The following is a 20,643-nucleotide window of genomic DNA, read 5'->3' on the forward strand; positions in this document are numbered from 1 at the left end:
CGGTCAGCGGCGGTGGACCACCTCGGGCGACTCGCTTTCCAGCGGCACCGCGTTCGCCGATACCAGGCCGAGTTGCACGGCGGGCCGGGTCAGGGCGGCGTCGAGCAGCCAGTCCGCGCCGACCCGGGCCCGGTTGCTGGGCATGGCATACAGGTGGTAGCCGCGGGTGACCGCCTTGGCCGGCAGGCCGGCCAGTGGCACGTGCAGCGGGTTGGCCGCCGCTTCCTTACCGCCGAGATCGACCACCCAGCCCAGGTCGCGGTGCTTGTACGTCTTCCGGGTGCCCTGCCCGTACGAGGCGGCGATGTTGTGCGCGGCGAGCTTGCCCTGCCGCTGCGCGTGCTGGGCGGTCATCGCGCAGATCTGCCCGGGGCGGGTCGGGTCGGGCACGGCCGCCGCGTCGCCGCAGGCGAACACCTCGGGGTAGCCGGGGACGTTGAGGTACTCGTCGACCACGAGGCGGCCCTTCTCGGTGCGCAGCCCCAGCTCGGCCACGAACGGGTCGGGGCGCACCCCGACGCACCAGACCAGGCTGCACGTGGGCACGTACTCGCCGTCGGTGAGCAGCACCCCGTCCGGGGTGGCCTCGGAGACCGAGGTGCCCATCCGCACGTCGACGCCGCGCCGGCGCAGCACCCGGTCGGCGGTGACGGACAGCCGCTGGTCCAGCTCGGGCAGGACGCGCGGGGCCACGTCCAGCAGCATCCAGCGGGGCCGCACCTTGAGGTGGGGGCGCTGCGCCATCAGCCGGTCGGTGAAGAGCTGGCCGTGCGCGGCGACCTCGGTGCCGGTGTAGCCCGCGCCGACGACCACGAAGGTGGACCGGGACCGCTGCTCGGCCGGGTCGTCGGCCAGCTCGGCCAGCTCGGTCTGGCGGACCACGTGGTCGTGCAGGTAGAGCGCCTCGGGAAGGCCCCGGAAGCCGTGCGCGTACTCGGTCACCCCGGGAATCGGCAGCAGCTTGTTGACGCTGCCCACGCAGAGCACCAGCCGGTCGTACGCGAGCTGGCCGTGGTCCCCCTCCACGGAGCGGTAGCCGACCCAGCGGTTCTGCAGGTCGACCCGGTCCGCCTCGCCGATCACCACGCGGACGCCGTCGAGGGTGCCGGCGAGCGGCACGGCGATCCGGGTGGGCTCCACCACCCCGGCGGCGACCTCGGGCAGCAGCGGCAGGTAGAGGAAGTAGTCGGTCGTGTTCAGCAGGACGATCTCGGCCCGCTTGCCGGCCCGCCGGATCAACGTCTTCGCCGCGTGGTATCCGGCGAACCCGGCCCCCACGATCACCACACGAGGCTTCGTCATTGCGGACCCGTTCCCATCGCGGGCCCGGACAAACGTGGCGGTTCGGTCAGTCCGCGGCGAGCCGGACGTACCCGCGGCGTCCGACGGCCTCCAGGTCCCAGCGTTGCCCGAAGGCGCGGACCCGCTGGGCGGTGACCCGGCCCAGCTCGGGCGGCACGTGCGGGTCGAGTTCCAGCCGGCCGTCGACCGGGTTGAGGTCGAGCATGGCACGGACCAGGGCCAGCGGCGCGCCGGCCGCCCACGCCTGGGGGCTGCACGCGGTCGGGTAGGGCACGGCGAACATGGTCCGGTCCCGGGCGTACCCGCTGAGCGCCTCCGGCAGCCGGTAGCCGAACTGCTCGGCCACCTCGAGCAGGGCCAGGGCGATCCGGTTGGCCTCGGCCCGGTAGCCGTAGCGGACCAGCCCGAGCACCGCGATCGAGTTGTCGTGCGGCCACACGGTGCCGAGGTGGTACCCGAGGGCGTTGTACGGCCGGTCCTCCCGGGACAGGGTGCGGATGCCCCATCCGGAGAACATCTCCTCGTGCATGAGCTGGCGCACCACCGCCTCGGCGCGCTCGGGCGGGACGATGCCGCTCCACAGCAGGTGGCCCATGTTCGAGGTCTTCGAGTCGATCGGGGTCTTGTCGCCGTCCAGGCCGACCGCGTAGAAGCCGCCCCGCTCGTCCAGCCAGAAGTCGCGGTTGAACCGCTCGTACAGCCGGGCCGCGTCGGCCCGCAGCCGGGCGGCGAGCGACCGGTCGGCGAGCGGCCCCTCGGCCAGTTCGGCCAAGCGCAGCTTCGCGTCGTAGGTGTAGCCCTGGATCTCGCTGGTGGCGATCGGCAGCACCGGGATCCGGCCGTCGGAGAAGCAGACCCCGTCCGGGGAGTCCCGCCAGCACTGGTTGCCCAGCCCTTCGGGCGAGCGGGTGGCGTACTCGACGTAGCCGTCGCCGTCCCGGTCGCCGTAGGCGTCGATCCAGTGCAGCGCGGCGAGCGCCGGCTCGCGCAGATGGCGCACGAGGTCGTCGTCGCGGGTCCACCGCCAGTACTCGGACAGCAGGACGAGCCAGAGCTGGGTGGCGTCCGCCGTCCCGTAGTACGGGGTGTACGGCTTGACCCCGGTGCGGGTCAGCTCGCCGCTGCGCACCTCGTGCAGGATCCGGCCGGGCTCCTCGTCGGTGAAGTCGTCGCACCGGGTGCCCTGGAGCCGGGCGAGCGCCAGCAGCGCACCGTGGGCCAGGCCGGGCCCGGCCACCAGCGTCTGGTACGCGGTGATCAGCGTGTCCCGGCCGAACACGGTCAGGAACCAGGGCAGCCCGGCACCGGGCAGCATGACCCGCTGGCCCCTGACCTCCAGGTCCAGCCGGAGCGCGGCCAGGTCGTACCGGGACCGGCGGGCGGTCCGTTCCAGGACGGGGTTGTCGCTCTGCAGCAGCGCGCGGCTCTCCGTCCACCGGCGCAGCGGGTCGTCGGCCCGGCGGTGCACCACCTCGGCGATGTCGCCGCGCACCGGCTCCACGACCCCCAGCCCGGGCGCCAGCGGCATCTCCAGGTCCACCCGCCAACCCTCACGGGAGTCCAGTTCCACCTGCCAGACCAGCTCGTCGCCCTCGATCCGGTCCGGGGGCAGGCTGGAGCGCAGGTCGGTGGTGGCCGTGAAGCCGTCCCGGTCGTACCGGAAGAAGAGGGCGGCTCCGTCGGCGCCGTGCCGGCGGACGATGTCGGCGGAGCGGTCCCGCACCCCGGACTTGACCTCGAACAGGTCGGCGAAATCGGCGGCGACGGCCAGCCGCACCTCGAACCGCACCGGTTCCGTGCAGTACGACATCAGCTCGATCCGCTCGTGGAACGCGTCCCCGACGTAGCGCAGCCGGCGCGCGCTCAGGCTGTCCGGCGGCAGCCCGGGCAGCTCGGGATTGGTGAGCATGAACTGAGCGGAGTAGTGGTCGATGGTCTCCGAGCGCAGCACCGGGAACCGGCGGCCGTCGATGGTCAGCACCCAACCGCTGACCAGCCGGGTGTCCAGGTGGACCAACCCGCCGATGCTGCCCGGGGGCACGTCCCCGGCGGGGTCGGAGTACATGAAGGTGGGCCCGCTGAGCACCGCGAGCGACTGGGGGCCCAGCTCGGGCGGGACGGCTCGCTGGTCGCCGGGCCCGGCAGCGGCCGCCAGGCCGGGCGTCGGGTCGGCGGGAGTCGGACGCGCGACAGCCATGCCGCCCACCGTAGGAGGAGCACGGGCGAGGGCCGCATCACCCGCTCCGGGTGAAACCTTCCGTCATCAACGAAGCCGGGTAGCTGACCGCCGCTCACCCGGACCGGGTGGGGTGAGCTCACCCGGCCGCGACGGAGGGTGGTGGGAGCGCGAGAGTCGATCCCGACAGAGGGGAGCCCGCAATGAGCATCCTGCCGTCCGACCGACGTGTCTCCCACTATCGGCAGCAGAGTGGCCGTCCGCAGCTCACGCCCCGGCAGCGCCGGCGCGTCGAGCACAAGGAGGCGAAGCTCCAGCGCCTCACCGGGCAGCGGCCGCGGGACCGGGGGCCCGGGCGCTGAGCCGATGACGCCGGTGGCGGTCGCCGTTGGGCGGCCGCCACCGCGCCGTTCAGCCCGGCGCCGGCGCGGTGATCGCCCAGCGTTCGTGGTCCCGCCAGGCGCCGTCGATGAACAGGTAGTCCGGCGAGAAGCCCTCCAGCCGGAACCCCAGCCGCTGCGCGAGTCGCTTCGACGGCTCGTTGCCGGGCTGGATGTTCGCCTCCAGCCGGTGCAGCCCGAGCGCCGTGAACGCGTGCTCGATCACCAGCCGCACCCCGGCCGAGGCGTGCCCCGTGCCGGCGTACGGCAGGAACGCGGCGTAGCCCAGGTAGCCGCCGCGCAGCGCGCCCATGACGATGCCGCTGATGTTCGCGTACCCGGCGATCGCCCCGGTGGCCCGGTCGCAGAACAGGTAACCGGCGTTGCCCCGCCCCCGGATCTTGCGCAGGTAGGCGGCGTACTGCTCGGCGTCGTCGGGCGCGGCGAGCCACGGGTGGTGCAGGTCGCGGCTGCGCCGGGCGGCGGCGACGAACTCCGTCTCGTCGGTGGGGCGGGGGCGGCGGATCGCGACGCGGCCGTCGCTGCGCAGGTACCTCACGGTGAGCCACTCTCGGTCACCCGCCCGGCCGCTGTCCAACCGGGGTCGCGCCGCGCGCCGCGGTGCCCTAGCGTGGCAGCCGAGGACGGGAGGTCGATCATGAGGACTGCTCCACTCGGCACGGTGCTGGTTCCCGCTTCGCCGCTGGGCGACCCGGTGTCCTGACCTGACCGGCGCGGCTCGGCCGACGGCTCCAGGTCGCCGCGCGGCGTCAGACGCGCCGAGCTTCGAGTCGTCGAAGCCCGACCCGCCCGGCGTTTCCCGCCAGGCCCGACACCGCCACCCTCGCCGCGAAGCGATCCGGTGATCCGCCCCCGCGCGGATCCCGACGTCCTGGCGTGCCCGCACGCCACCACATCGCTTCCGAGGGAGTTCCTCGTGTTTCCGGACAACCCGTCCGGGCGCCGCGTCGCGCCCGGACCACGTACCCCTGCCCGGTGGCCGGCATGACGGCCACCCTTCCCGCCGGACGGCTCGGCCCCGACTTCCGCCGGCTCTGGACCGCGTCGGCCGTCTCCAACCTCGGCGACGGCGTCACCCTGGTGGCCGCGCCGCTGCTGGTCGCCTCGCTCACCCCGGACCCGGCCGCGGTGGCCGCCGCCGCGCTCGCCCCGCAACTGCCGTGGCTGCTCCTCGCCCTGGTCAGCGGGGCCCTCGTGGACCGGCTCGACCGTCGCCGGCTGATCGTCGCGGTCAACCTGGCTCGGGCCCTGGTGCTGGCCGCGCTGGCCGCTGCGGTGCTCGCCGGGGTGGCCACCGTGCCACTGGTCTGCCTCGCCTTCTTCCTCACCGGCATCGGCGAGACCCTGGCCGACACCGCGGCCGGAGCGCTTCTGCCGTCGGTGGTGCCGGCCGACCGCCTGGAGCAGGCCAACAGCCGGCTCTCCGCCACCTTCGTCATCGGCAACCAGTTCGTGGCCAAGCCGCTCGGGGCGTACCTCTTCCTGTGCGCGGCCGCGCTGCCGTTCGGGTTCGACGCGGCCACCTTCGGGGTGGCCGCGCTGCTGCTGGCCCTGCTGCGCCGGCGACCCGTCCCGTCCGCGACGCCGCCGGCCCCCGCGGCTCCGGACCGGTCGCTGCGGGCCGACGTGGTGGAGGGGCTGCGCGCGCTCTGGGCCGTGCCGGTGCTGCGCACCCTGGCCTGCTGCATCGCCGTCATGAACGTGGCGTTCTGCGCCGCCTTCGCCGCGTTCGTGCTCTACGCCCGGCAGCGGCTCGGCCTCGCCGAGGTCGGGTACGGCCTGCTGCTGACCGCCTCGGCGCTCGGCGGACTGGCCGGCAGCGCGCTGGCCACCCGGCTGCGGTCCCGGTTCGGCACGCCCGCGCTGCTCCGGGCCGGGCTGCTGGTCGAGATCGGGCTCCAGGTCGTGCTGGCCGGCACCCGGCATCCGGTGGTCGCCGGCGCCGCGCTGGCCGTGTGGGGCGCGCACGCCATGGTCTGGGGCGTGCTCGTGGTGTCGTTGCGACAGCGACTCGTGCCGGACCGGCTGCGCGGCCGGGTGAACAGCGTCTACGCCCTGGCCAACCTGGGCGGGGCGGCGCTGGGCACGGTCGCCGGCGGCGTTCTGGCCCGGGCGGCGGGGATCCTGGCCCCCTTCTGGCTGGCCGCGGCGGCGCTGGCGGTGCTCACCGTGCTGGCCTGGCGCCGCCTGGCCGACACCGGCCGCTGATCCGTCCCACGCCGGTGGGGAGTCCGTCCGGTCTCCCCACCGGCGTGCCCGGGTGTCCCGGGTCACCACCCGAACCGCCTCCTCACGGTCACCCTGCCGTCACGTCGGTGTAGCCGCGGCGACGGATGCCTCCAGCAGCGTGGTGTCGCGCCGGACGGACCGGCCGACCAGCGGAGGACCAGCAGTGGCACACGACGGGACGACGCCTCGCCGGGGCCGGATCGTAATGCTCGTCGACAACAAGGTCGAGGGCGACTCCCGGGTGCAGAAGGTCGCCCGGTCCGCCGCCGAGGCCGGCTGGGACGTGACCCTGCTCGGCCGCTCCCCCGACGGCACGGAACGGACCTGGCGGCTCGGCGCCGCCGAGGTGCGGCTGCTGCCGATGCCGGAGCCGCTGCACCGGCGCCGCCACGAGTTCCGCCGCTCGCTGCGCTGGCCGCTGGCGTACCGGTCGGACGGCATCGCCGAGCACCGCGCCCAGTGGGCCCGGGCCTGGCGGGCCGATCTGGCGGTCCGGTCCGCCCTGGTGGCCCGGCGGGCCGCGGCAGGTGAGCTGGCCGGGGCCCGGCTGCGCGGGGCCCGGCGCGCGTTGCGCCGGCGGGAGGTCGCCGCCGGGCTGCTCGACCGCTGGGTCTGGCTGCGGACCAAGATGATGAACCGGGTCCGGTACGGCCGCCGGTTCCGCGGTCCGTGGGACCGGGCGTACACGCTGTTCTGCCAGCTCGTTCAGGGCGACCGGGCGTGGCGGCGGCTGGAGCCGGGGCTCTGGGACTACGAGCTGGCCTACGGCCCCGAGGTGGACCGGCTGCGCCCGGAGCTGATCCACGCGCACGACTTCCGGATGCTCGGCGTCGGCGCCCGCGCCAAGATCCGCGCGGCCGGCGAGGGCCGTCGGGTCGCGCTGGTCTGGGACGCCCACGAGTTCCTGCCCGGGATCAAGCCGTGGCGGGACCACGCCCGCTGGCTGCCGGCCCACCGGGCCCACGAGCGGGAGTACGCCCCTCACGCCGACGCCGTGCTCACGGTCTCGGCGGACCTGGCCGAGCTGCTGCGCCGGGAGCACGGGCTCGCCGAGACGCCGGGTGTGCTGCTCAACGCCCCCGCCGACGACCACCGCCCGTCCGGTGACGCGCCGCCGCCGGACCTGCGGGCCGAGTGCGGGATCGGCCCGGACGTGCCGCTGCTGGTCTACAGCGGCGCGGCGGCCCCGCAGCGCGGCCTGGACACCCTGGTCGAGGCGTTGCCCCGGCTGCCCGGGGTGCACCTCGCGCTGGTGGTCGACCCGGCGTTGCGCTACGTCGAGCGGCTCGCCGACCGGGCCGCGCGGCTCGGGGCCGCCGACCGGCTGCACGTGCTGCCGTACGTGCCGCACTGGCAGGTGGTGCCGTTCCTGTCCGGCGCCGACGTCGGGGTGATCCCGATCCACCGCTGGCCCAACCACGAGATCGCCCTGATCACCAAGTTCTTCGAGTACGCCCACGCCCGGCTCCCCGTGGTGGTCAGCGACGTGCGGACCATGGCCGCCACCGTCCGGGAGACCGGCCAGGGCGAGGTGTTCCGGGCCGGCGACGTCGACGACCTGGTCCGCGCGGTGACCGCCGTGCTGGCCGACCCCGCCCGGCACCGCGCCGCGTACGACCGGCCGGGCCTGCTCGCCGGCTGGACCTGGTCGGCGCAGGCCGAGGTGCTGGAGGCGGTGTACCGGCGGCTGCTGCCCGAAGCCCCACCCCCGCCCGACGTGGACACGCCCGACCCGCCGACTCCCCGAGGAGCGCTCCGGTGCCCACCCCCGACGTGACCGTCGTCATCCCGGTCTACAACACCCGGCCCTACCTGCGGTCCTGCCTGGACTCGGTGCTGCGCCAGACCATCGGCCGGCACCGGCTGGAGATCGTGGCGGTGGACGACGGCTCCACCGACGGCAGCGGCCGGCTGCTGGACCGGCTCGCCGCCCGCCACCCCGGCACCGTGAAGGTGCTGCACCAGGCCAACTCCGGCGGCCCGGCCGCCCCCTGCAACCGGGGCCTGGAGCTGGCCACCGGCCGGTACGTCTTCTTCCTCGGCTCCGACGACCACCTCGGACCGGAGGCGCTGGAGCGGCTGGTCGCCGCCGCCGACCGGTACGGCTCGGACGTGGTGCTCGGCAAGGTGGTGGGGGTCAACGGCCGGCACGTCTTCGCCGACGTCTTCGCCACCGGCAACGCGGTCGACGTGAGCCTGTTCGACTCGGCGCTGCCCTGGTCGCTGGCGAACACCAAGCTGTTCCGCCGGGACCTCGTGGACCGGCTCGGGCTGCGCTTCCCCGAGGACATGCCGGTGCTCAGCGACCAGCCGTTCACCCTGGCCGCCTGCTACCACGCCCGGCGGATCTCGGTGCTCGCCGACTACGACTACTACCACGCGGTGCGCCGGCTGGACGCCCGCAACATCACCTACCACAGCCGGGTCGACCAGCGGCTGGTCAGCGTGGAGCGGCTGTTCACCTTCGTGGCCGGGCTGATCCCGGCCGGCCCGCGGCGGGACGCCGTGCTGCGCCGGCACGTCGGGCTGGAGCTGGCCAACCTGGTCGGCGACGACTTCCGCCGGCTGGACCGCGCCGCCCAGGAGCGGGTGCACGCGGCGGTGCGCCGGCTCGTCGAGCGGTACGTCACCGACGGGCTCCGGGACCGGCTCGACATCGAGGCCCGGCTGCGGCTGGGCGCGGTGACCGCCGGGGGCGTCGACGAACTGCTGGCCGTCATCGACCAGGACGCCGAGCGGGGCGTCCCGGTCACGGTGGTCGCCGGGGGCCGCTGGCACGCCGGCTACCCGGGCGCGCCGGCCGCCTGGACCGACGTCACCGACGTCCGCGCCGACTGGCTGGCCCGGCTGGACACCGTGACGGTGAGCTGGGCGGACGCGCACACCCTCGCGGTGACCACGCGCAGCCCGTACCCCCGGTTCGCGGCGCAGGCGGGGCCGGTCCGGCTGGTGGCCGGCCCGGTCGCCGGCACCACCCTGCTCGACGCCACCGACCCGACCGGCCGGACCGTGCGGACCGACTTCCCGGTCGACCGGCTGCTCGCCGGCAGCGCGGCCAGCGGCCAGCGCCACCCGGTCCGGGCCGAGGTCGACGGCGGCCACGGCCGGGGCAGCGCCCCGGTCCGCGCGCCCCGGCTCGCCGCCGGCCGCCCCCGGCTGCTGCGCCGCGGCGCCCGCCTGTACGGGGTGGCCGCGACCGTCGACCCGCGCAACGGCCAGCTCGTCCTGTCGGTGGTGCCGGTGACCGTGGGGCAACTGGTCAGCCGACTGCGCCGCCGATGGCGGCGGAGCGGGCCGGCCGTCGCCGTCCCGGTCCCGGCGCGGCCGATCCGGCCGGCGGGCTCCCCGGCTCCGGTCGGCCCGACCCACGCCGAGCCGGGGCCGGCCCAGGTGGGTCAGCTCACCACCGCGTCCTGACCCCCGCAGCGGGGGCGGTCAGAGGGGGCGGGGGTGGGGCTGGTCGAGGGGCATGGGGATCTGGAGGAAGGTGGTGCCGCGCAGGTCGAGCCAGGCGCGGTCGGGGGCGCGGACCAGGCGCACCATCACCGACGTGCAGGCCGGGCAGCGCCCGATCAGCCCGGGCGCGTGCGAGTAGACGTGCAGCCCGGCCACCGGGCCGGTCATGCCGCAGTGGTCGCAGCGCCCGGTGGCGGAGCTCAGGTCGACCGCGAAGACTTCGCGCATCGGCCCGTCGAGCATGTTGCCGTCCAGGTAGGACATGTCCGTCATGCGCTCTCCTCGGGTGGTCAGCCGGTCGGGCCGAACCGTTCGGTCTTCACCCGCCGGGTCGGGTGGCCCAGCCCCACCAGCAGGTCCGCCACGGTCTCCACGAAGCCGGTGGGGCCGCAGACGTAGCAGAGCGGCTCCAGGTCGGGCGGCCAGCCGTGGCTGTTCACGTCGGCCAGGCCGATCCGGTGCGGCTCCCCCCGCCAGCCCTCCGGCGCCGCCCGGGTGTAGACGTACGCCACGTCGAGGCCCTGGTCGTCGCGGGCGCGGCGGCGCAGTTCGTCGGCGTAGATGACGTCGTCGGGGGTGCGCACCGAGTAGATGAGGCGGAACGGCACCCGGCTGCCGGCGGCCCGCCGGGCCCGGACCATCGCCATCAGCGGCACCACCCCGGAGCCACCGGCCACCAGCAGCACCGGCGCGGTCTCGTCGGCACGCCAGACGAACCAGCCGCCGACCGGCCCGCGCACCTCCACGGGGTCGCCCTCGGCGTAGGTGTCGGTGAGGTACGGCGACACCTCCCCGTCGGGCACCCGCTGCACGGTCACCGCGATCCGCTCCCCCTCGGCCGGCCCGGCCAGCGAGTAGGAGCGGGCCGCCTGGTAGCCGTCGCCGGCGGTGAGTCGAATGTCGAGGTGCTGCCCCGGCTGGTGCCCGGGCCAACCGGGCACGTCCAGCACCAGGGTCTGCGCGCTCGGCGTCTCGACCCGCCGCTCGACCAGCCGGGCGACCCGCCAGGTCAGCGGGGCGACCATCCGGCCGCCGGTCGTCGGGGCGGCCACCTCAGTCGCCCTGGTAGCGCTGCTCGCGCCAGGGGTCGCCGTAGTCGTGGTAGCCGGCGGTCTCCCAGAAGCCCGGCTGGTCGTCGGTGAGCAGCCGCACTCCGCGGACCCACTTGGCCGACTTCCAGAAGTAGAGGTGCGGCACGAGCAGCCGGGCCGGTCCGCCGTGCTCGGCCGGGAGCGGGCCGCCCTGGTAGGTGTGGACCACCCAGGCCCGGCCGCCGCGCAGGTCGTCCAGCGGCAGGTTGGTGCTGTAGCCGCCGTAGGAGTGGGCCAGCGCATACCGGGCGGCGGTGTCGACGCCGTCGAGCAGGGTGTCCAGTGAGACCCCCTGCCAGTCGGTGCCCAGCTTGGACCAGCGGGTGACGCAGTGGATGTCCACGTGTGGCGTCTCCTGCGGCAGGCCCATCAGCTCGTCCCAGGACCAGCGGTACTCGGCGCCCGCCTCCGTGGTGAGCACGAACTCCCAGGTGTCCAGCGGCACCCGGGGCGTCGGCCCGGCGGAGAGCACCGGAAAGTCCTCGGTGAGGTACTGCCCCGGCGGCAGGGCCGGTTCGGACGAACGGGGCCGGCCCTGAAATCCCGGCGACACGATTCCCACGCGTCAGTAGTACCACCTGGGACGGGTCGGGGCGAGAGGTTCGGCCGGGAGCCGCCGCGGTGGGTGACCACCGCGGCGGCCGGGTCACCGCCGCTCGGCGGCGACCGGCTGATCGCCGGCGGCGCGGTCGCGGGTGGCGCGCAGGCTGGTCAGGGTGACGATCACCAGCACGCCGATGATGACGCCGAGCGAGGCGAGGGTGGGGATCTCCGGCACACCCGACCAGATGCCGTGCGCCCAGTGCAGGCCCAGCTTGAGGCCGATGAAGGCGAGGATGGCGGCCAGGCCGTAGCTGAGGTGGACGAGGCGGCTCAGCGCGGCGTGCAGGACGAAGTAGAGCGCCCGCAGGCCGAGCAGGGCGAAGGCGTTGGTGGCGAAGACCAGGTAGGGGTCCTCGGTGATGCCGTAGACCGCGGGCACCGAGTCGACGGCGAAGACCACGTCGGTGGCGAGCACCGCGACCACCACGAGGGCGAACGGGGTGAGGGTCCGGCGGCCGTCCAACCGGACGGTCATCTTCGGGCCGTGGTACTCGTCGACCACCGGCATGACCTTGCGGAGCAGCCGGACCGACCGCATCTTGTCGATGTCGACCTCCTGCTCGTGCCCGGTGAGGGCGTCGCGCAGCAGCTTGACCGCGGTGGCGATCAGGATGAGCGCGAAGAGCAGGAAGGCGAAGTCGAGGGTCTTCAGGGCGGCGGCGCCCAGGGCGATGAAGATCGCGCGCAGCACCAGCGCGCCGGCGATGCCGTAGAGCAGCACCCGCTGGGCCAGCACGGCGGGCACCGCAAACGCGGCCAGCAGCAGCATGAAGACGAAGAGGTTGTCGACCGAGAGTGACTTCTCCACCAGGTAGCCGGTGAGATACTGGACGCCCTGCTCGGAGCCGTAGCGACCCCACACCCAGCCGCCGAAGGCCAGCGGCAGGGCGATGTAGAAGGCCGACCAGCCCAGCGCCTCCTTGAGGGAGACCTCGTGCGGCTTCCGGGTGACCAGGAAGTCGAGCACCAGCAGCGCGAGCACGCCGGCGATGGTCACCGCCCAGAGGGTGGGGGTGCCGACCGACGACAGCTCGACGGCGGACAGGTAGGACAACTCGGTCACGGAGCCTCCTCGAACACGGTGCCATGTCCGAGGTCTCCTTCACCCACCGTTCGTGGGCAACCACCCGAGGCGCGCCCGGGGCCCGCCGTACTGACCGGAATGGTTCGTGGGAAGTACTCCCCTCGCCGCCTCAAGGTTAGGGCAACCTCAACGCGTACGCCAAGCCGCGACCAGGATGATTGCCCTGGTCAACCGCTGTGTGGACGGCGGGACGTGGTGCCCGGCGGCCCCGAGCCCTATGGTGACGCGATGAACAGTCAGGGGCCGCTGACCGGCGTACGGGTGATCGAGCTGGCCGGCATCGGACCCGGCCCGTTCGCCGCCATGATGCTGGCCGACCTGGGCGCGGACGTGGTGCGGGTGGACCGGGTCGGCGGCGGCGGCTTCGGCGACGTGCCGGACGACCTGCTGACCCGCAACCGCCGCTCGCTCGCCGTCGACCTGAAGACCCCCGAGGGGCGCGAGGTGGTGCTGGCCCTGGTCGCCGGGGCGGACGCGCTGATCGAGGGCTTCCGGCCCGGGGTCACCGAGCGGCTCGGCCTCGGCCCGGACGACTGCCACGCCACCAACCCCCGCCTCGTGTACGGGCGGATGACCGGCTGGGGGCAGGACGGCCCGCTCGCCCACACCGCCGGCCACGACATCGACTACCTGGCGCTGACCGGCGCCCTGCACGGCGTCGGCCGGGCCGGCGAGCGCCCGGTGCCGCCGATGAACCTGCTCGGCGACTTCGGCGGCGGCGGGATGATGCTGGCCCTCGGCATCGTCGCCGCGCTCTACGCGGTCCGCGCCGGCGCCCCCGGCCAGGTGGTCGACGCGGCCATCGTGGACGGCGTGTCGGTGCTCGCCACCCAGATCCACGCGCTGCGCCGGTCCGGCATGTGGCAGGACCCACGCGGGGTGAACCTGCTCGACGGCGGCGCCCCGTTCTACGACACCTACGAGTGCGCCGACGGGCGGCACCTCGCGGTGGGCGCGCTGGAGCCGCGGTTCTACGACGAACTGGTCCGGCTCACCGGCTTTCCGCTCGACGGCGACGACGCCCCCGACCGGCACGATCCGGCGAACTGGCCGGCGCTGCGGGCGGCCTGGGCGCGGCTGTTCCGCACCCGCACCCGGGACGAGTGGGCCGCGCTGCTGGCCGGCTCGGACGCCTGCGTGGCGCCGGTGCTCGACTGGGCCGAGGCCCCGGGGCACCCGCACCTGGCCGCCCGGGAGGTCTTCGTCGCGCCCGACGGGGTCACCCAGCCGGCCCCCGCACCCCGCTTCTCGGCCACCCCCACCTCGGTACGCCGCCCGCCGCCGCAGCCCGGCGAGCACACCGACGAGGTGCTGGCCGAGGCCGGTTTCGACCCGGCACGGGTGGCTGCCCTGCGGGCCGCCGGCACGGTGGCCTGACCGCGCCACCGGGGCGCCGGCCTCCCGCCGAGCCTCAGGTCCGGCGGGAGGCCGGCGCCAGGGCCGGCTCCACCATGTCCCGGAAGTCGCGCGGCATCTGGACCGCCACGTCCTGGAACTCCCCGCTGGTGATCGCCTCGTGCAGCGTGCAGAACACGGCGCGGATCGCGTCCCGGGCGGCGTTCTCGTCGACGGCGGCCCGTTGGGCGACCCGGGCGACGAACTCGGCCGCCCCGAAACGGTCCGCGGCCTCGGTGCGGGGGTGGGGGTTGAGCACCCGCTGGAGGGGCTTCGGCAGCTGCGCGGCGAGATCCAGCACCTCACCGCCGGTCAACCGTTCGGCCAGGGTCTCCAACGTGGCCCGGGTCAGCTCCGTCGCCCGCTCCTCGGACGTCCCGGTACGCCGCGCCACGCGGTCGACGAAGGCGCCGTATTGCATGGGTGGTACCCCCTTCGGTGTTCGCCCGGGCCGCCTACCCGCCACAGCGACCCGGAAACAGCGGCCGGATTTTGCCCGGCCCGCGCGTGAGGCGCGGCCCGACGGGTAACCGCCGCCGGTCGTGACCGCAACTACAGGCGCGAGGAGCCCGACCCATGGCGAGTTACACGGACGTCCTTGAGTACCTGTCCGCGCTGGACTATCCGGCGGGCAAGGACGACGTCATCCGGGAGGCCGAACGGGAGGGCGCGCCGCCGGAGGTGTTGCGGGCGCTGCGGGCGCTGCCGCCGGTGGACTACGCCAACGGCAGCGAGGTGGCCCGCTCGGCGGGCATCGACGCCGCGCCCGAGGTGGGCCGCTCACAGCGCGCGGCGCAGGCCCGGGATAGGCACACGCGGGTCTCGCAGCACCTGCGCGGTATCTGACCCGTCCGGTGCCGCGCCGGATGGCCGGTCGGGTACCCGGGCACGTGCCGGCGGCGCTCCAGCTCGTGGTGATGGCGCTGGTCGGCGCCGTCGCGGCCAGCGCCGCCGCCGTCATGCTCGCGCCGACGCTCGCCCCGCTGGTCGGGTGGGACGGGGCCGCGCTGAGCTGGCTTGTCCTGCAGTGGGGGCGGCTGTCCCGGCTGGACGCCGCCCGCACCGCGCGGCTGGCAAAGCTCGAGGACCCCAACCGGGCGACGCGCGACGCCCTGCTGCTGGCCGCCTGCCTGGCCAGTCTGCTGGCGGTCGGCCTGGTGCTGACGACGGCGCGCGCCGTTCCGCACGGACTGCCGCGAGACCTCTACGGTGGACTCGGTGTGCTGAGCGTCGTGGTGTCCTGGTTCGTGGTGCACACCGTCTTCACCACCCGGTACGCCCGCCTGTACTACAGCGGCGAGCCGGGCGGGATCGACTTCCACCAGCACGAGCCGCCCTGCTTCTCCGACTTCGCGTACCTCGGCTTCACGGTCGGCACCACCTTCCAGGTCTCCGACACCGACCTGGGCAGCTCCGAGATGCGCCGGACGGCGCTGCGGCACCTGCTGCTGTCCTACCTGTTTGGCGCGGTCATCGTCGCCACCACGGTGAACCTGCTCGCCAGCCTGGCCGCGTGAGCCCCGGGCAGCAGGCGGGCGCCCCGGGTCACGAACCGCGACCTGGGGCGCCACGCAGCACCTGTCCCCGCCGGTTCGCGCCCGAACCGGGTCGCGACCGACAGGCGGTGGATGTTCGCCCGAACCGGGCGGGCATCGCTGCCACGATCATCATACGACGGGGCATCAGCCGAACGGGTGACTATCGCGAAACTGTGTCCGGAGGCACGTCCCGGTCACGAGGTCAGCTCCGCGTACCGCTTCTCCAGATCCACCCGGGCCAGCGCTCCGACCAGCCACGCCAGCCGCTCCGACTCGCCGCTGCCGGCCAGCCCGGCCAGGTCGTCGGCGGAGCGCCCCAACCCCAGTCGGCGGGCCGCCGCGAGGGCCCGGCGGTCGGCCACCGGCGCCACCTCGCGCCACACCGCCTGCGCCTCGCGGAAGAACAGGTCGGCCACCTCGTCGTCCACCCCGGGCAGCGCGGTCAGCAGCCGCCGCTCCCGGGCCGGATCCTGGTGCGCCTCGGTGCGGAGCCGGCGCAGGTCGCCCCGGTACGCGTCGACCACGTTCTGGGCCAGGTCGCCGAGGGTGGCGGAGAGCGCGTCCACGTCGCCGCGCTGCCCCGCGGCGCGCAGCACGCGGACCCGGTCGGCGTGCAGGGAGCGGGCCAGCCGGGCCGCGCTGTCCCAGCCGGCGTCCCGCAGTCCCGCCGCGGCGTCGACCGCCTTGTGGAAGTCGCCCCGGCGGGCCAGCAGAACGGACAGGTAGAGCACCTGGAACAGCTGGGACGGGTTGTTCGTCACCCGGAACCCGTACCGTTCGGCGAACCCCCGCCCGTCCCCGGCGAGCCGGCGGACCAGCCGCTTCTTGTCCTCGACACTGGAAATCGCACTGGTGGTGGGCATGCCCGCCGTCTACCCGGGGCGGAGCGAGGCATTCAGCCGAGCGTGCCGCCGCGCCGGTCCCGCGCCTTGAGCCGAGTGGTGGGCAGCGCCGGGGCCGGCAGTGGCGGCGCCGGGTCGTCGGCGACCGTGCCGAACCGCCGGCCCGCCATCCAGTCCTCGCGGGCGGCGGCGACCTCCTCGTGCGACCGTCCGACGAAGTTCCACCACATCACCAGCGGCTCCTCGAACGGGGTGCCGCCGAGCAGCAGCAGCCGGCTGCCCGGGGCGGCGCGGAGGGTCAGCGCGTCCCGGCCGGCGCCCAGGTAGAGCAGCGCGCCGGGGGCGAAGGCCACCCCGTCCACCTCGGCGGAGCCGGACATGGCGAGCAGCCCGTACTCGAAGTCGCGGCGCAGCGGCAACGTGGCCGGCGCCGGACCGCGGACCTCGAGCTGCGCGCCGACCAGCGGGGTGTGCACCACGGCCGGGGAGCGTTCCCCGCCCACCTCGCCGACGAGCAGGGTGACGTCCAGGTCGCCGTCGCGCCACCTGGGCAGTTCGGCATGGTGGGCGAAGTCGGCCGCGCCCGCCCGGGCCGGGTCGGGCAGCGCCACCCAGAGCTGCACGCCGTGCATCACCGGCGGGTGCACCAGCGGCGAGCGTTCCGAGTGGGCGATGCCGTGCCCGGAGGTCATCACGTTGAGCTGGCCGGGTCGGATCGGCTGGACGTTGCCCAGGCTGTCCCGGTGCAGGATCTCCCCGTCGAGCAGCCAGGTGACCGTCTGCAACCCGGTGTGCGGGTGCGGCGGCACCTCCATGCCGGGGCGCTCGGCCACGTCGTCCGGACCGAAGTGGTCGACGAAGCACCAGGCCCCGACCAGCCGCCGCTGTCGCTGCGGCAGCAGCCGGCGCACCGTGGTGTAACGCCCCAACGGCACGTCGTGGCCGGGCAGCAGCACGCTTCCCGGATCGGTGGGGCCCACGCCAGGTGGGAGGGTCTGCGCCGGCAGGGATTCGGTACGGTCCACCGCCCGACTCTACGCTCAGCCCGCCGTGACGCTCACCGGGTTCACCCACCACCAGGTCGAGGTAGAGACCGGCAGGTCAGCCGAGCCGGGCCCGCGCCTTCGCGGCGCACGCCGACATCAGGGTCCGCGCGTCCAGGCCGAGGCTCTCGATGGCCACCAGCGCGGTGAACGCCACGTCCGCCAGTTCGGCGGAGACCTCCTCGCGGGTGTGCGTGACGCCCTTGCGCGGGTTCTGCCCGAGCACCCCGATCCAGGCGGCGGCCGCCTCACCCGCCTCCTCGGTGAGCTTGAGGAGGCGACAGGTCAGCTCTCCGTCACCCGTGCCGTTGGCCGCGTCCAGCCAGGCGCGGGCGTCCCTTGCCGTCTCCCAAATCAACTCGTCCACCCGACCAGTGAACCGGACGACGGTGACGATCCGTACCCGGGGGCGGTGCGGCGACGAGGCCGGCGCCGGGACCGGAAGGGGCGTGTCCGTGATGCCGGAGACCGTCGAGAGGGTGTTCGCGAACGTGGTCGAGCGGAACCCGGGTGAGCCCGAGTTCCACCAGACGGTCCGGGAGGTGCTGGAGAGCATCGGGCCGGCCCTGGCCCGCCACCCCGAGTACGCGCACGCGTGCGTCATCGAGCGGATCTGCGAGCCGGAGCGGCAGGTCATCTTCCGGGTGCCGTGGGAGGACGACCACGGCCGGGTCCGGGTGAACCGCGGCTTCCGGGTGGAGTTCAACAGCGCGCTCGGCCCGTTCAAGGGCGGGCTGCGCTTCCACCCGTCGGTCTACCTGGGCATCGTGAAGTTCCTCGGCTTCGAGCAGATCTTCAAGAACGCGCTGACCGGCCTGCCGATCGGCGGCGGTAAGGGCGGCGCGGACTTCGACCCGAAGGGCCGCTCGGACCGGGAGGTGATGCGGTTCTGCCAGAGCTTCATGACCGAGCTGTACCGGCACATCGGCGCGCAGACCGACGTGCCGGCCGGGGACATCGGGGTGGGCGGCCGGGAGATCGGCTACCTGTTCGGCCAGTACAAGCGGATCACCAACCGGTACGAGTCGGGGGTGCTCACCGGCAAGGGGCTGGCGTACGGGGGCGCGCAGGTGCGGCGGGAGGCGACCGGCTACGGGGCCGTGTTCTTCGCCGAGGAGATGCTGAAGCAGACCGGGGACGGCCTGGACGGCAAGCGGGTGGTGGTCTCCGGCTCCGGCAACGTGGCCATCTACGCGATCGAGAAGGTGCGCCAGCTCGGGGGCACGGTGGTGGCCTGCTCCGACTCGGACGGCTACGTGCTCGACGAGAAGGGCATCGACCTGGCCCTGCTGCGCGAGCTGAAGGAGGAGCGCCGGGCCCGTCTCGACGACTACGTGCGGCACGTGCCGCACGCCGTGGCGGTCTCCGGTCGTACCGTCTGGGAGGTGCCCTGCGATCTGGCCCTGCCCTGCGCGACGCAGAACGAGATCGGCGGCGCGGAGGCGGCGGCGCTGGTGGCCGGCGGCTGCGTCGCGGTGGTCGAGGGGGCGAACATGCCCACGACGCCGGAGGCGGTGCGGATCCTGGGCCGGGCCGGGGTGCGGTTCGCCCCGGGCAAGGCGGCCAACGCCGGCGGGGTGGCGGTGAGCGCGCTGGAGATGCAGCAGAACGCCAGCCGCGACTCGTGGACGTTCGCCCAGTCGGAGCAGCGGCTGCGGGAGACGATGCGGGACATCCACGCACGCTGCTGGGCCACGGCCGAGGAGTACGGGCTGCCGGGCGACTACGTGGCCGGAGCGAACATCAACGGGTTCCGGCGGGTCGCGGAGGCGATGCTGGCGCACGGTCTGGTGTAGGCGGCCACTGTGGGCGGACGGGTTCAACCTCGCTGACCGTTCGGTCAGTCAACGATTGACAGGGTTCGAGGTCGAGCTTAGGTTCAGGGCCTACCGGCCGGTAGGCATCCGTCCCGCCTGGCCGCCCCCGTCCCGGGGCGGCACCCGTCCCCCGGGGGAGCACCGATGCTGACCTCACCCACCCGCCTCCTGCGCCGGCTGCTCGCCGCCGGCGCCGCCCTCACCCTCACGGTCGGTCTCGCCGGCGCCACGCCCGCCGTGGCCGCCGACCGCGACGACGACGGCAGCCAGCCGCTGCCCGGCTACACCATCAGCAACCCGCCGCTCGCGCCGCTGGTCATCCAAGGCGCGGCCACCACCGTCCGGCAGGGCGTGCACGAGCACGCCGGCTACGTGATCGAGACCCCCGCCCGGTGGAACGGGGAGCTGGTCATGTGGGCGCACGGCTACCGCGGCCAGGGCACCGTGCTCTCCCCCGAGCCGCCCGGCTACGACCTGCGGCAGCGGATGCTGGCGCAGGGGTACGCCTGGGCGTCGTCCTCGTACGACCGCAACGGCTACGACATCCGTTCCGGGGTGCTCGGCACCCGGACGCTGGCCGACTTCTTCGCCGACACGGTGAAGCGGCCGAAGCGGGTGCTCATCGCCGGCGTCTCCATGGGCGGGCACATCATCGGCCGCTCGCTGGAGCAGTACCCGGGCTACTACGACGGTGCGCTGCCGATGTGCGGGGTGCTCGGCGACCAGGAGCTGTTCGACTTCTTCCTCGACTACAACCTGGTGGCGCAGGCCCTCGCCGGGGTGCGCGCGTACCCGACGCCGGACGACTACCTCACCGACGCGGTGCCGCGGATCCAGATGGCGCTCGGCCTGGCCGGGCTGAAGCCGGGCGGCCCGGACACCACCAACGACCTCGGCAAGCAACTGCGGGCCATCACCGTCGAACGCTCCGGCGGCCCGCGACCCGGCGCCGACGCGGCCTTCGCGGTCTGGAAGGACTTCCTGTTCAGCATCACCACCACCGACGGTGGCGACTCCCCCGCCCAGCGGCCCGGTCAGCTCGCCACCAACCTGCTCACCCGGTACTCCCCGAACAGCCCGGTGGACGTCAACGCCACCGTGCAGCGGGTCGCCCCGGAGAACCTGTGGCAGCGACTGGCCCCGACGCTCACCGAGGTGCCGCGGATCAGCGGCCGGCCCACCGTGCCGGTGCTCAGCCTGCACGACCTCGGCGACCTCTTCGTGCCGTTCAGCATGGAGCAGGCGTACGCCCGGGACGCGGCGTGGCACGGCCGCAGCCGGCTGGTCGTGCAGCGGGCCATCCGGGCCGCGCAGCACTGCGAGTTCAGCCCGGCCGAGGCCGGCGCCGCCTGGGACGACCTGGTTTCCTGGGTACGCACCGGCCGGCGCCCGGCCGGCGACGCGGTCACCGATCGGAAGGCGGTGGCGGCGCCTGACTTCGGCTGCCGGTTCAGCGACCCGGCTGCCTGGGCCGCCGGTTCGGGGACGCGTCGCCTGTACGCGCCCTGCTGACCGGTCCCGGAGACGCCGCTGGCCGGCACCCGTCGGGGTGCCGGCCAGCGTTCGTTGGTTTGTGTCAGCTGTTCCAGTTGTGGGCGACGATGTCGGCGGCCTGCTGCTCCCACTGGGCGTAGGCGTCGGGGTAGGCCGAGACCTGCACGGTCTG

The 20,643-nt window shown here is 74.5% G+C and carries 20 protein-coding genes; 9 read left to right on the forward strand and 11 right to left on the reverse strand.

Annotation, left to right across the window (positions count from 1 at the left end; translation table 11 throughout):
* Positions 1 to 3 precede the first annotated feature (3 nt).
* Together AB0F68_RS32235 and AB0F68_RS32240 are read right to left on the reverse strand one after the other, a co-directional pair.
* The gene (locus AB0F68_RS32235; protein WP_357345115.1) at positions 4 to 1,302 is read right to left on the reverse strand and encodes an NAD(P)/FAD-dependent oxidoreductase; all 1,299 of its coding nucleotides are present in this window, start codon (positions 1,300 to 1,302) and stop codon (positions 4 to 6) included.
* Positions 1,303 to 1,348: 46 nt separating this feature from the next.
* A complete protein-coding gene (locus AB0F68_RS32240) occupies positions 1,349 to 3,499 on the reverse strand; it encodes a glycogen debranching N-terminal domain-containing protein (protein ID WP_357345117.1) in 2,151 nt (716 codons plus the stop codon).
* A 182-nt stretch (positions 3,500 to 3,681) separates the two neighbouring features.
* Between AB0F68_RS32240 and AB0F68_RS32245 the strand changes: the two genes are divergently transcribed.
* On the forward strand, positions 3,682 to 3,840 hold the full coding sequence (locus AB0F68_RS32245) for a hypothetical protein (RefSeq protein ID WP_357345119.1): 159 nt from the start codon (positions 3,682 to 3,684) through the stop codon (positions 3,838 to 3,840).
* Between the two features lie 49 nt (positions 3,841 to 3,889).
* Here the strand turns inward: AB0F68_RS32245 and AB0F68_RS32250 are convergent, their stop codons facing one another.
* Complete coding sequence (locus AB0F68_RS32250; RefSeq protein WP_357345121.1) at positions 3,890 to 4,417, reverse strand: GNAT family protein; 528 nt, start codon at positions 4,415 to 4,417, stop codon at positions 3,890 to 3,892.
* Between the two features lie 446 nt (positions 4,418 to 4,863).
* On the opposite strand from AB0F68_RS32250, the gene AB0F68_RS32255 reads away from it, so the two are divergent.
* The 3 genes from AB0F68_RS32255 (at position 4,864) to AB0F68_RS32265 (ending at position 9,525) form a co-directional block, all read left to right on the forward strand.
* Entirely contained in the window at positions 4,864 to 6,087 is a 1,224-nt protein-coding gene (locus tag AB0F68_RS32255; protein WP_357345153.1) for an MFS transporter, read from the forward strand.
* 226 nt (positions 6,088 to 6,313) lie between these two features.
* Positions 6,314 to 7,885 carry a glycosyltransferase family 4 protein gene (locus tag AB0F68_RS32260; RefSeq protein WP_357345156.1) on the forward strand — a complete coding sequence of 524 codons (1,572 nt, stop codon included), beginning with the start codon at positions 6,314 to 6,316 and terminating at the stop codon, positions 7,883 to 7,885.
* Entirely contained in the window at positions 7,867 to 9,525 is a 1,659-nt protein-coding gene (locus AB0F68_RS32265) for a glycosyltransferase family 2 protein (RefSeq protein WP_357345123.1), read from the forward strand. The genes AB0F68_RS32260 and AB0F68_RS32265 overlap by 19 nt, the downstream gene beginning before the upstream one ends.
* A gap of 18 nt (positions 9,526 to 9,543) precedes the next feature.
* Here AB0F68_RS32265 and AB0F68_RS32270 read toward each other — a convergent pair whose 3' ends face one another.
* From AB0F68_RS32270 to AB0F68_RS32285, 4 genes are all read right to left on the reverse strand, one after another.
* A complete protein-coding gene (locus AB0F68_RS32270; protein ID WP_357345125.1) occupies positions 9,544 to 9,837 on the reverse strand; it encodes a DUF6510 family protein in 294 nt (97 codons plus the stop codon).
* A gap of 17 nt (positions 9,838 to 9,854) precedes the next feature.
* Positions 9,855 to 10,616, reverse strand: coding sequence for a ferredoxin reductase (locus AB0F68_RS32275; protein ID WP_357345127.1), 762 nt, complete (start codon positions 10,614 to 10,616; stop codon positions 9,855 to 9,857).
* Between the two features lies 1 nt (position 10,617).
* On the reverse strand, positions 10,618 to 11,208 hold the full coding sequence (locus AB0F68_RS32280) for a sulfite oxidase-like oxidoreductase (protein WP_357345158.1): 591 nt from the start codon (positions 11,206 to 11,208) through the stop codon (positions 10,618 to 10,620).
* Between the two features lie 93 nt (positions 11,209 to 11,301).
* A complete protein-coding gene (locus tag AB0F68_RS32285) occupies positions 11,302 to 12,321 on the reverse strand; it encodes a TerC family protein (protein WP_357345128.1) in 1,020 nt (339 codons plus the stop codon).
* 249 nt (positions 12,322 to 12,570) lie between these two features.
* Between AB0F68_RS32285 and AB0F68_RS32290 the strand changes: the two genes are divergently transcribed.
* A complete protein-coding gene (locus AB0F68_RS32290; protein WP_357345130.1) occupies positions 12,571 to 13,719 on the forward strand; it encodes a CaiB/BaiF CoA-transferase family protein in 1,149 nt (382 codons plus the stop codon).
* A gap of 34 nt (positions 13,720 to 13,753) precedes the next feature.
* On the opposite strand, the gene AB0F68_RS32295 is transcribed toward AB0F68_RS32290, so the two are convergent.
* The gene (locus AB0F68_RS32295) at positions 13,754 to 14,158 is read right to left on the reverse strand and encodes a DUF2267 domain-containing protein (RefSeq protein ID WP_357345132.1); all 405 of its coding nucleotides are present in this window, start codon (positions 14,156 to 14,158) and stop codon (positions 13,754 to 13,756) included.
* A 155-nt stretch (positions 14,159 to 14,313) separates the two neighbouring features.
* Between AB0F68_RS32295 and AB0F68_RS32300 the strand changes: the two genes are divergently transcribed.
* On the forward strand, positions 14,314 to 14,583 hold the full coding sequence (locus tag AB0F68_RS32300) for a DUF2795 domain-containing protein (RefSeq protein WP_357345134.1): 270 nt from the start codon (positions 14,314 to 14,316) through the stop codon (positions 14,581 to 14,583).
* 20 nt (positions 14,584 to 14,603) lie between these two features.
* Positions 14,604 to 15,254, forward strand: a complete 651-nt coding sequence (locus AB0F68_RS32305; RefSeq protein WP_357345136.1) for a DUF1345 domain-containing protein — start codon at positions 14,604 to 14,606, stop codon at positions 15,252 to 15,254.
* Positions 15,255 to 15,469: 215 nt separating this feature from the next.
* Here the strand turns inward: AB0F68_RS32305 and AB0F68_RS32310 are convergent, their stop codons facing one another.
* The 3 genes from AB0F68_RS32310 to AB0F68_RS32320 all read right to left on the reverse strand — a co-directional run bounded on the left by AB0F68_RS32310 (position 15,470) and on the right by AB0F68_RS32320 (position 17,527).
* Complete coding sequence (locus AB0F68_RS32310) at positions 15,470 to 16,138, reverse strand: hypothetical protein (RefSeq protein ID WP_357345138.1); 669 nt, start codon at positions 16,136 to 16,138, stop codon at positions 15,470 to 15,472.
* Positions 16,139 to 16,170: 32 nt separating this feature from the next.
* On the reverse strand, positions 16,171 to 17,142 hold the full coding sequence (locus AB0F68_RS32315; protein ID WP_357345140.1) for a pirin family protein: 972 nt from the start codon (positions 17,140 to 17,142) through the stop codon (positions 16,171 to 16,173).
* Between the two features lie 76 nt (positions 17,143 to 17,218).
* On the reverse strand, positions 17,219 to 17,527 hold the full coding sequence (locus tag AB0F68_RS32320) for a hypothetical protein (protein ID WP_357345142.1): 309 nt from the start codon (positions 17,525 to 17,527) through the stop codon (positions 17,219 to 17,221).
* A gap of 91 nt (positions 17,528 to 17,618) precedes the next feature.
* Between AB0F68_RS32320 and gdhA the strand changes: the two genes are divergently transcribed.
* On the forward strand, positions 17,619 to 18,956 hold the full coding sequence (gene gdhA, locus AB0F68_RS32325) for an NADP-specific glutamate dehydrogenase (RefSeq protein WP_357345144.1): 1,338 nt from the start codon (positions 17,619 to 17,621) through the stop codon (positions 18,954 to 18,956).
* Positions 18,957 to 19,121: 165 nt separating this feature from the next.
* Complete coding sequence (locus tag AB0F68_RS32330) at positions 19,122 to 20,489, forward strand: hypothetical protein (RefSeq protein WP_357345145.1); 1,368 nt, start codon at positions 19,122 to 19,124, stop codon at positions 20,487 to 20,489.
* Positions 20,490 to 20,643: the final 154 nt, after the last annotated feature.

Origin of the sequence: Micromonospora sp. NPDC023966 (assembly GCF_040639095.1) — a bacterium.
Taxonomy (GTDB): Bacteria; Actinomycetota; Actinomycetes; order Mycobacteriales; family Micromonosporaceae; genus Micromonospora.

Bases quoted from the DNA above. Each gene is read 5' to 3' on its own strand.
- AB0F68_RS32290 (WP_357345130.1), top strand. From the start codon at position 12,571: ATGAACAGTCAGGGGCCGCTGACCGGCGTACGGGTGATCGAGCTGGCC.
- AB0F68_RS32305 (WP_357345136.1), top strand. From the start codon at position 14,604: ATGGCCGGTCGGGTACCCGGGCACGTGCCGGCGGCGCTCCAGCTCGTG.
- AB0F68_RS32255 (WP_357345153.1), top strand. From the start codon at position 4,864: ATGACGGCCACCCTTCCCGCCGGACGGCTCGGCCCCGACTTCCGCCGG.
- AB0F68_RS32245 (WP_357345119.1), top strand. From the start codon at position 3,682: ATGAGCATCCTGCCGTCCGACCGACGTGTCTCCCACTATCGGCAGCAG.
- AB0F68_RS32270 (WP_357345125.1), bottom strand. From the start codon at position 9,837: ATGACGGACATGTCCTACCTGGACGGCAACATGCTCGACGGGCCGATG.
- AB0F68_RS32295 (WP_357345132.1), bottom strand. From the start codon at position 14,158: ATGCAATACGGCGCCTTCGTCGACCGCGTGGCGCGGCGTACCGGGACG.
- AB0F68_RS32240 (WP_357345117.1), bottom strand. From the start codon at position 3,499: ATGGCTGTCGCGCGTCCGACTCCCGCCGACCCGACGCCCGGCCTGGCG.
- AB0F68_RS32300 (WP_357345134.1), top strand. From the start codon at position 14,314: ATGGCGAGTTACACGGACGTCCTTGAGTACCTGTCCGCGCTGGACTAT.
- AB0F68_RS32235 (WP_357345115.1), bottom strand. From the start codon at position 1,302: ATGACGAAGCCTCGTGTGGTGATCGTGGGGGCCGGGTTCGCCGGATAC.
- AB0F68_RS32310 (WP_357345138.1), bottom strand. From the start codon at position 16,138: ATGCCCACCACCAGTGCGATTTCCAGTGTCGAGGACAAGAAGCGGCTG.
- gdhA (WP_357345144.1), top strand. From the start codon at position 17,619: ATGCCGGAGACCGTCGAGAGGGTGTTCGCGAACGTGGTCGAGCGGAAC.
- AB0F68_RS32330 (WP_357345145.1), top strand. From the start codon at position 19,122: ATGCTGACCTCACCCACCCGCCTCCTGCGCCGGCTGCTCGCCGCCGGC.
- AB0F68_RS32260 (WP_357345156.1), top strand. From the start codon at position 6,314: ATGCTCGTCGACAACAAGGTCGAGGGCGACTCCCGGGTGCAGAAGGTC.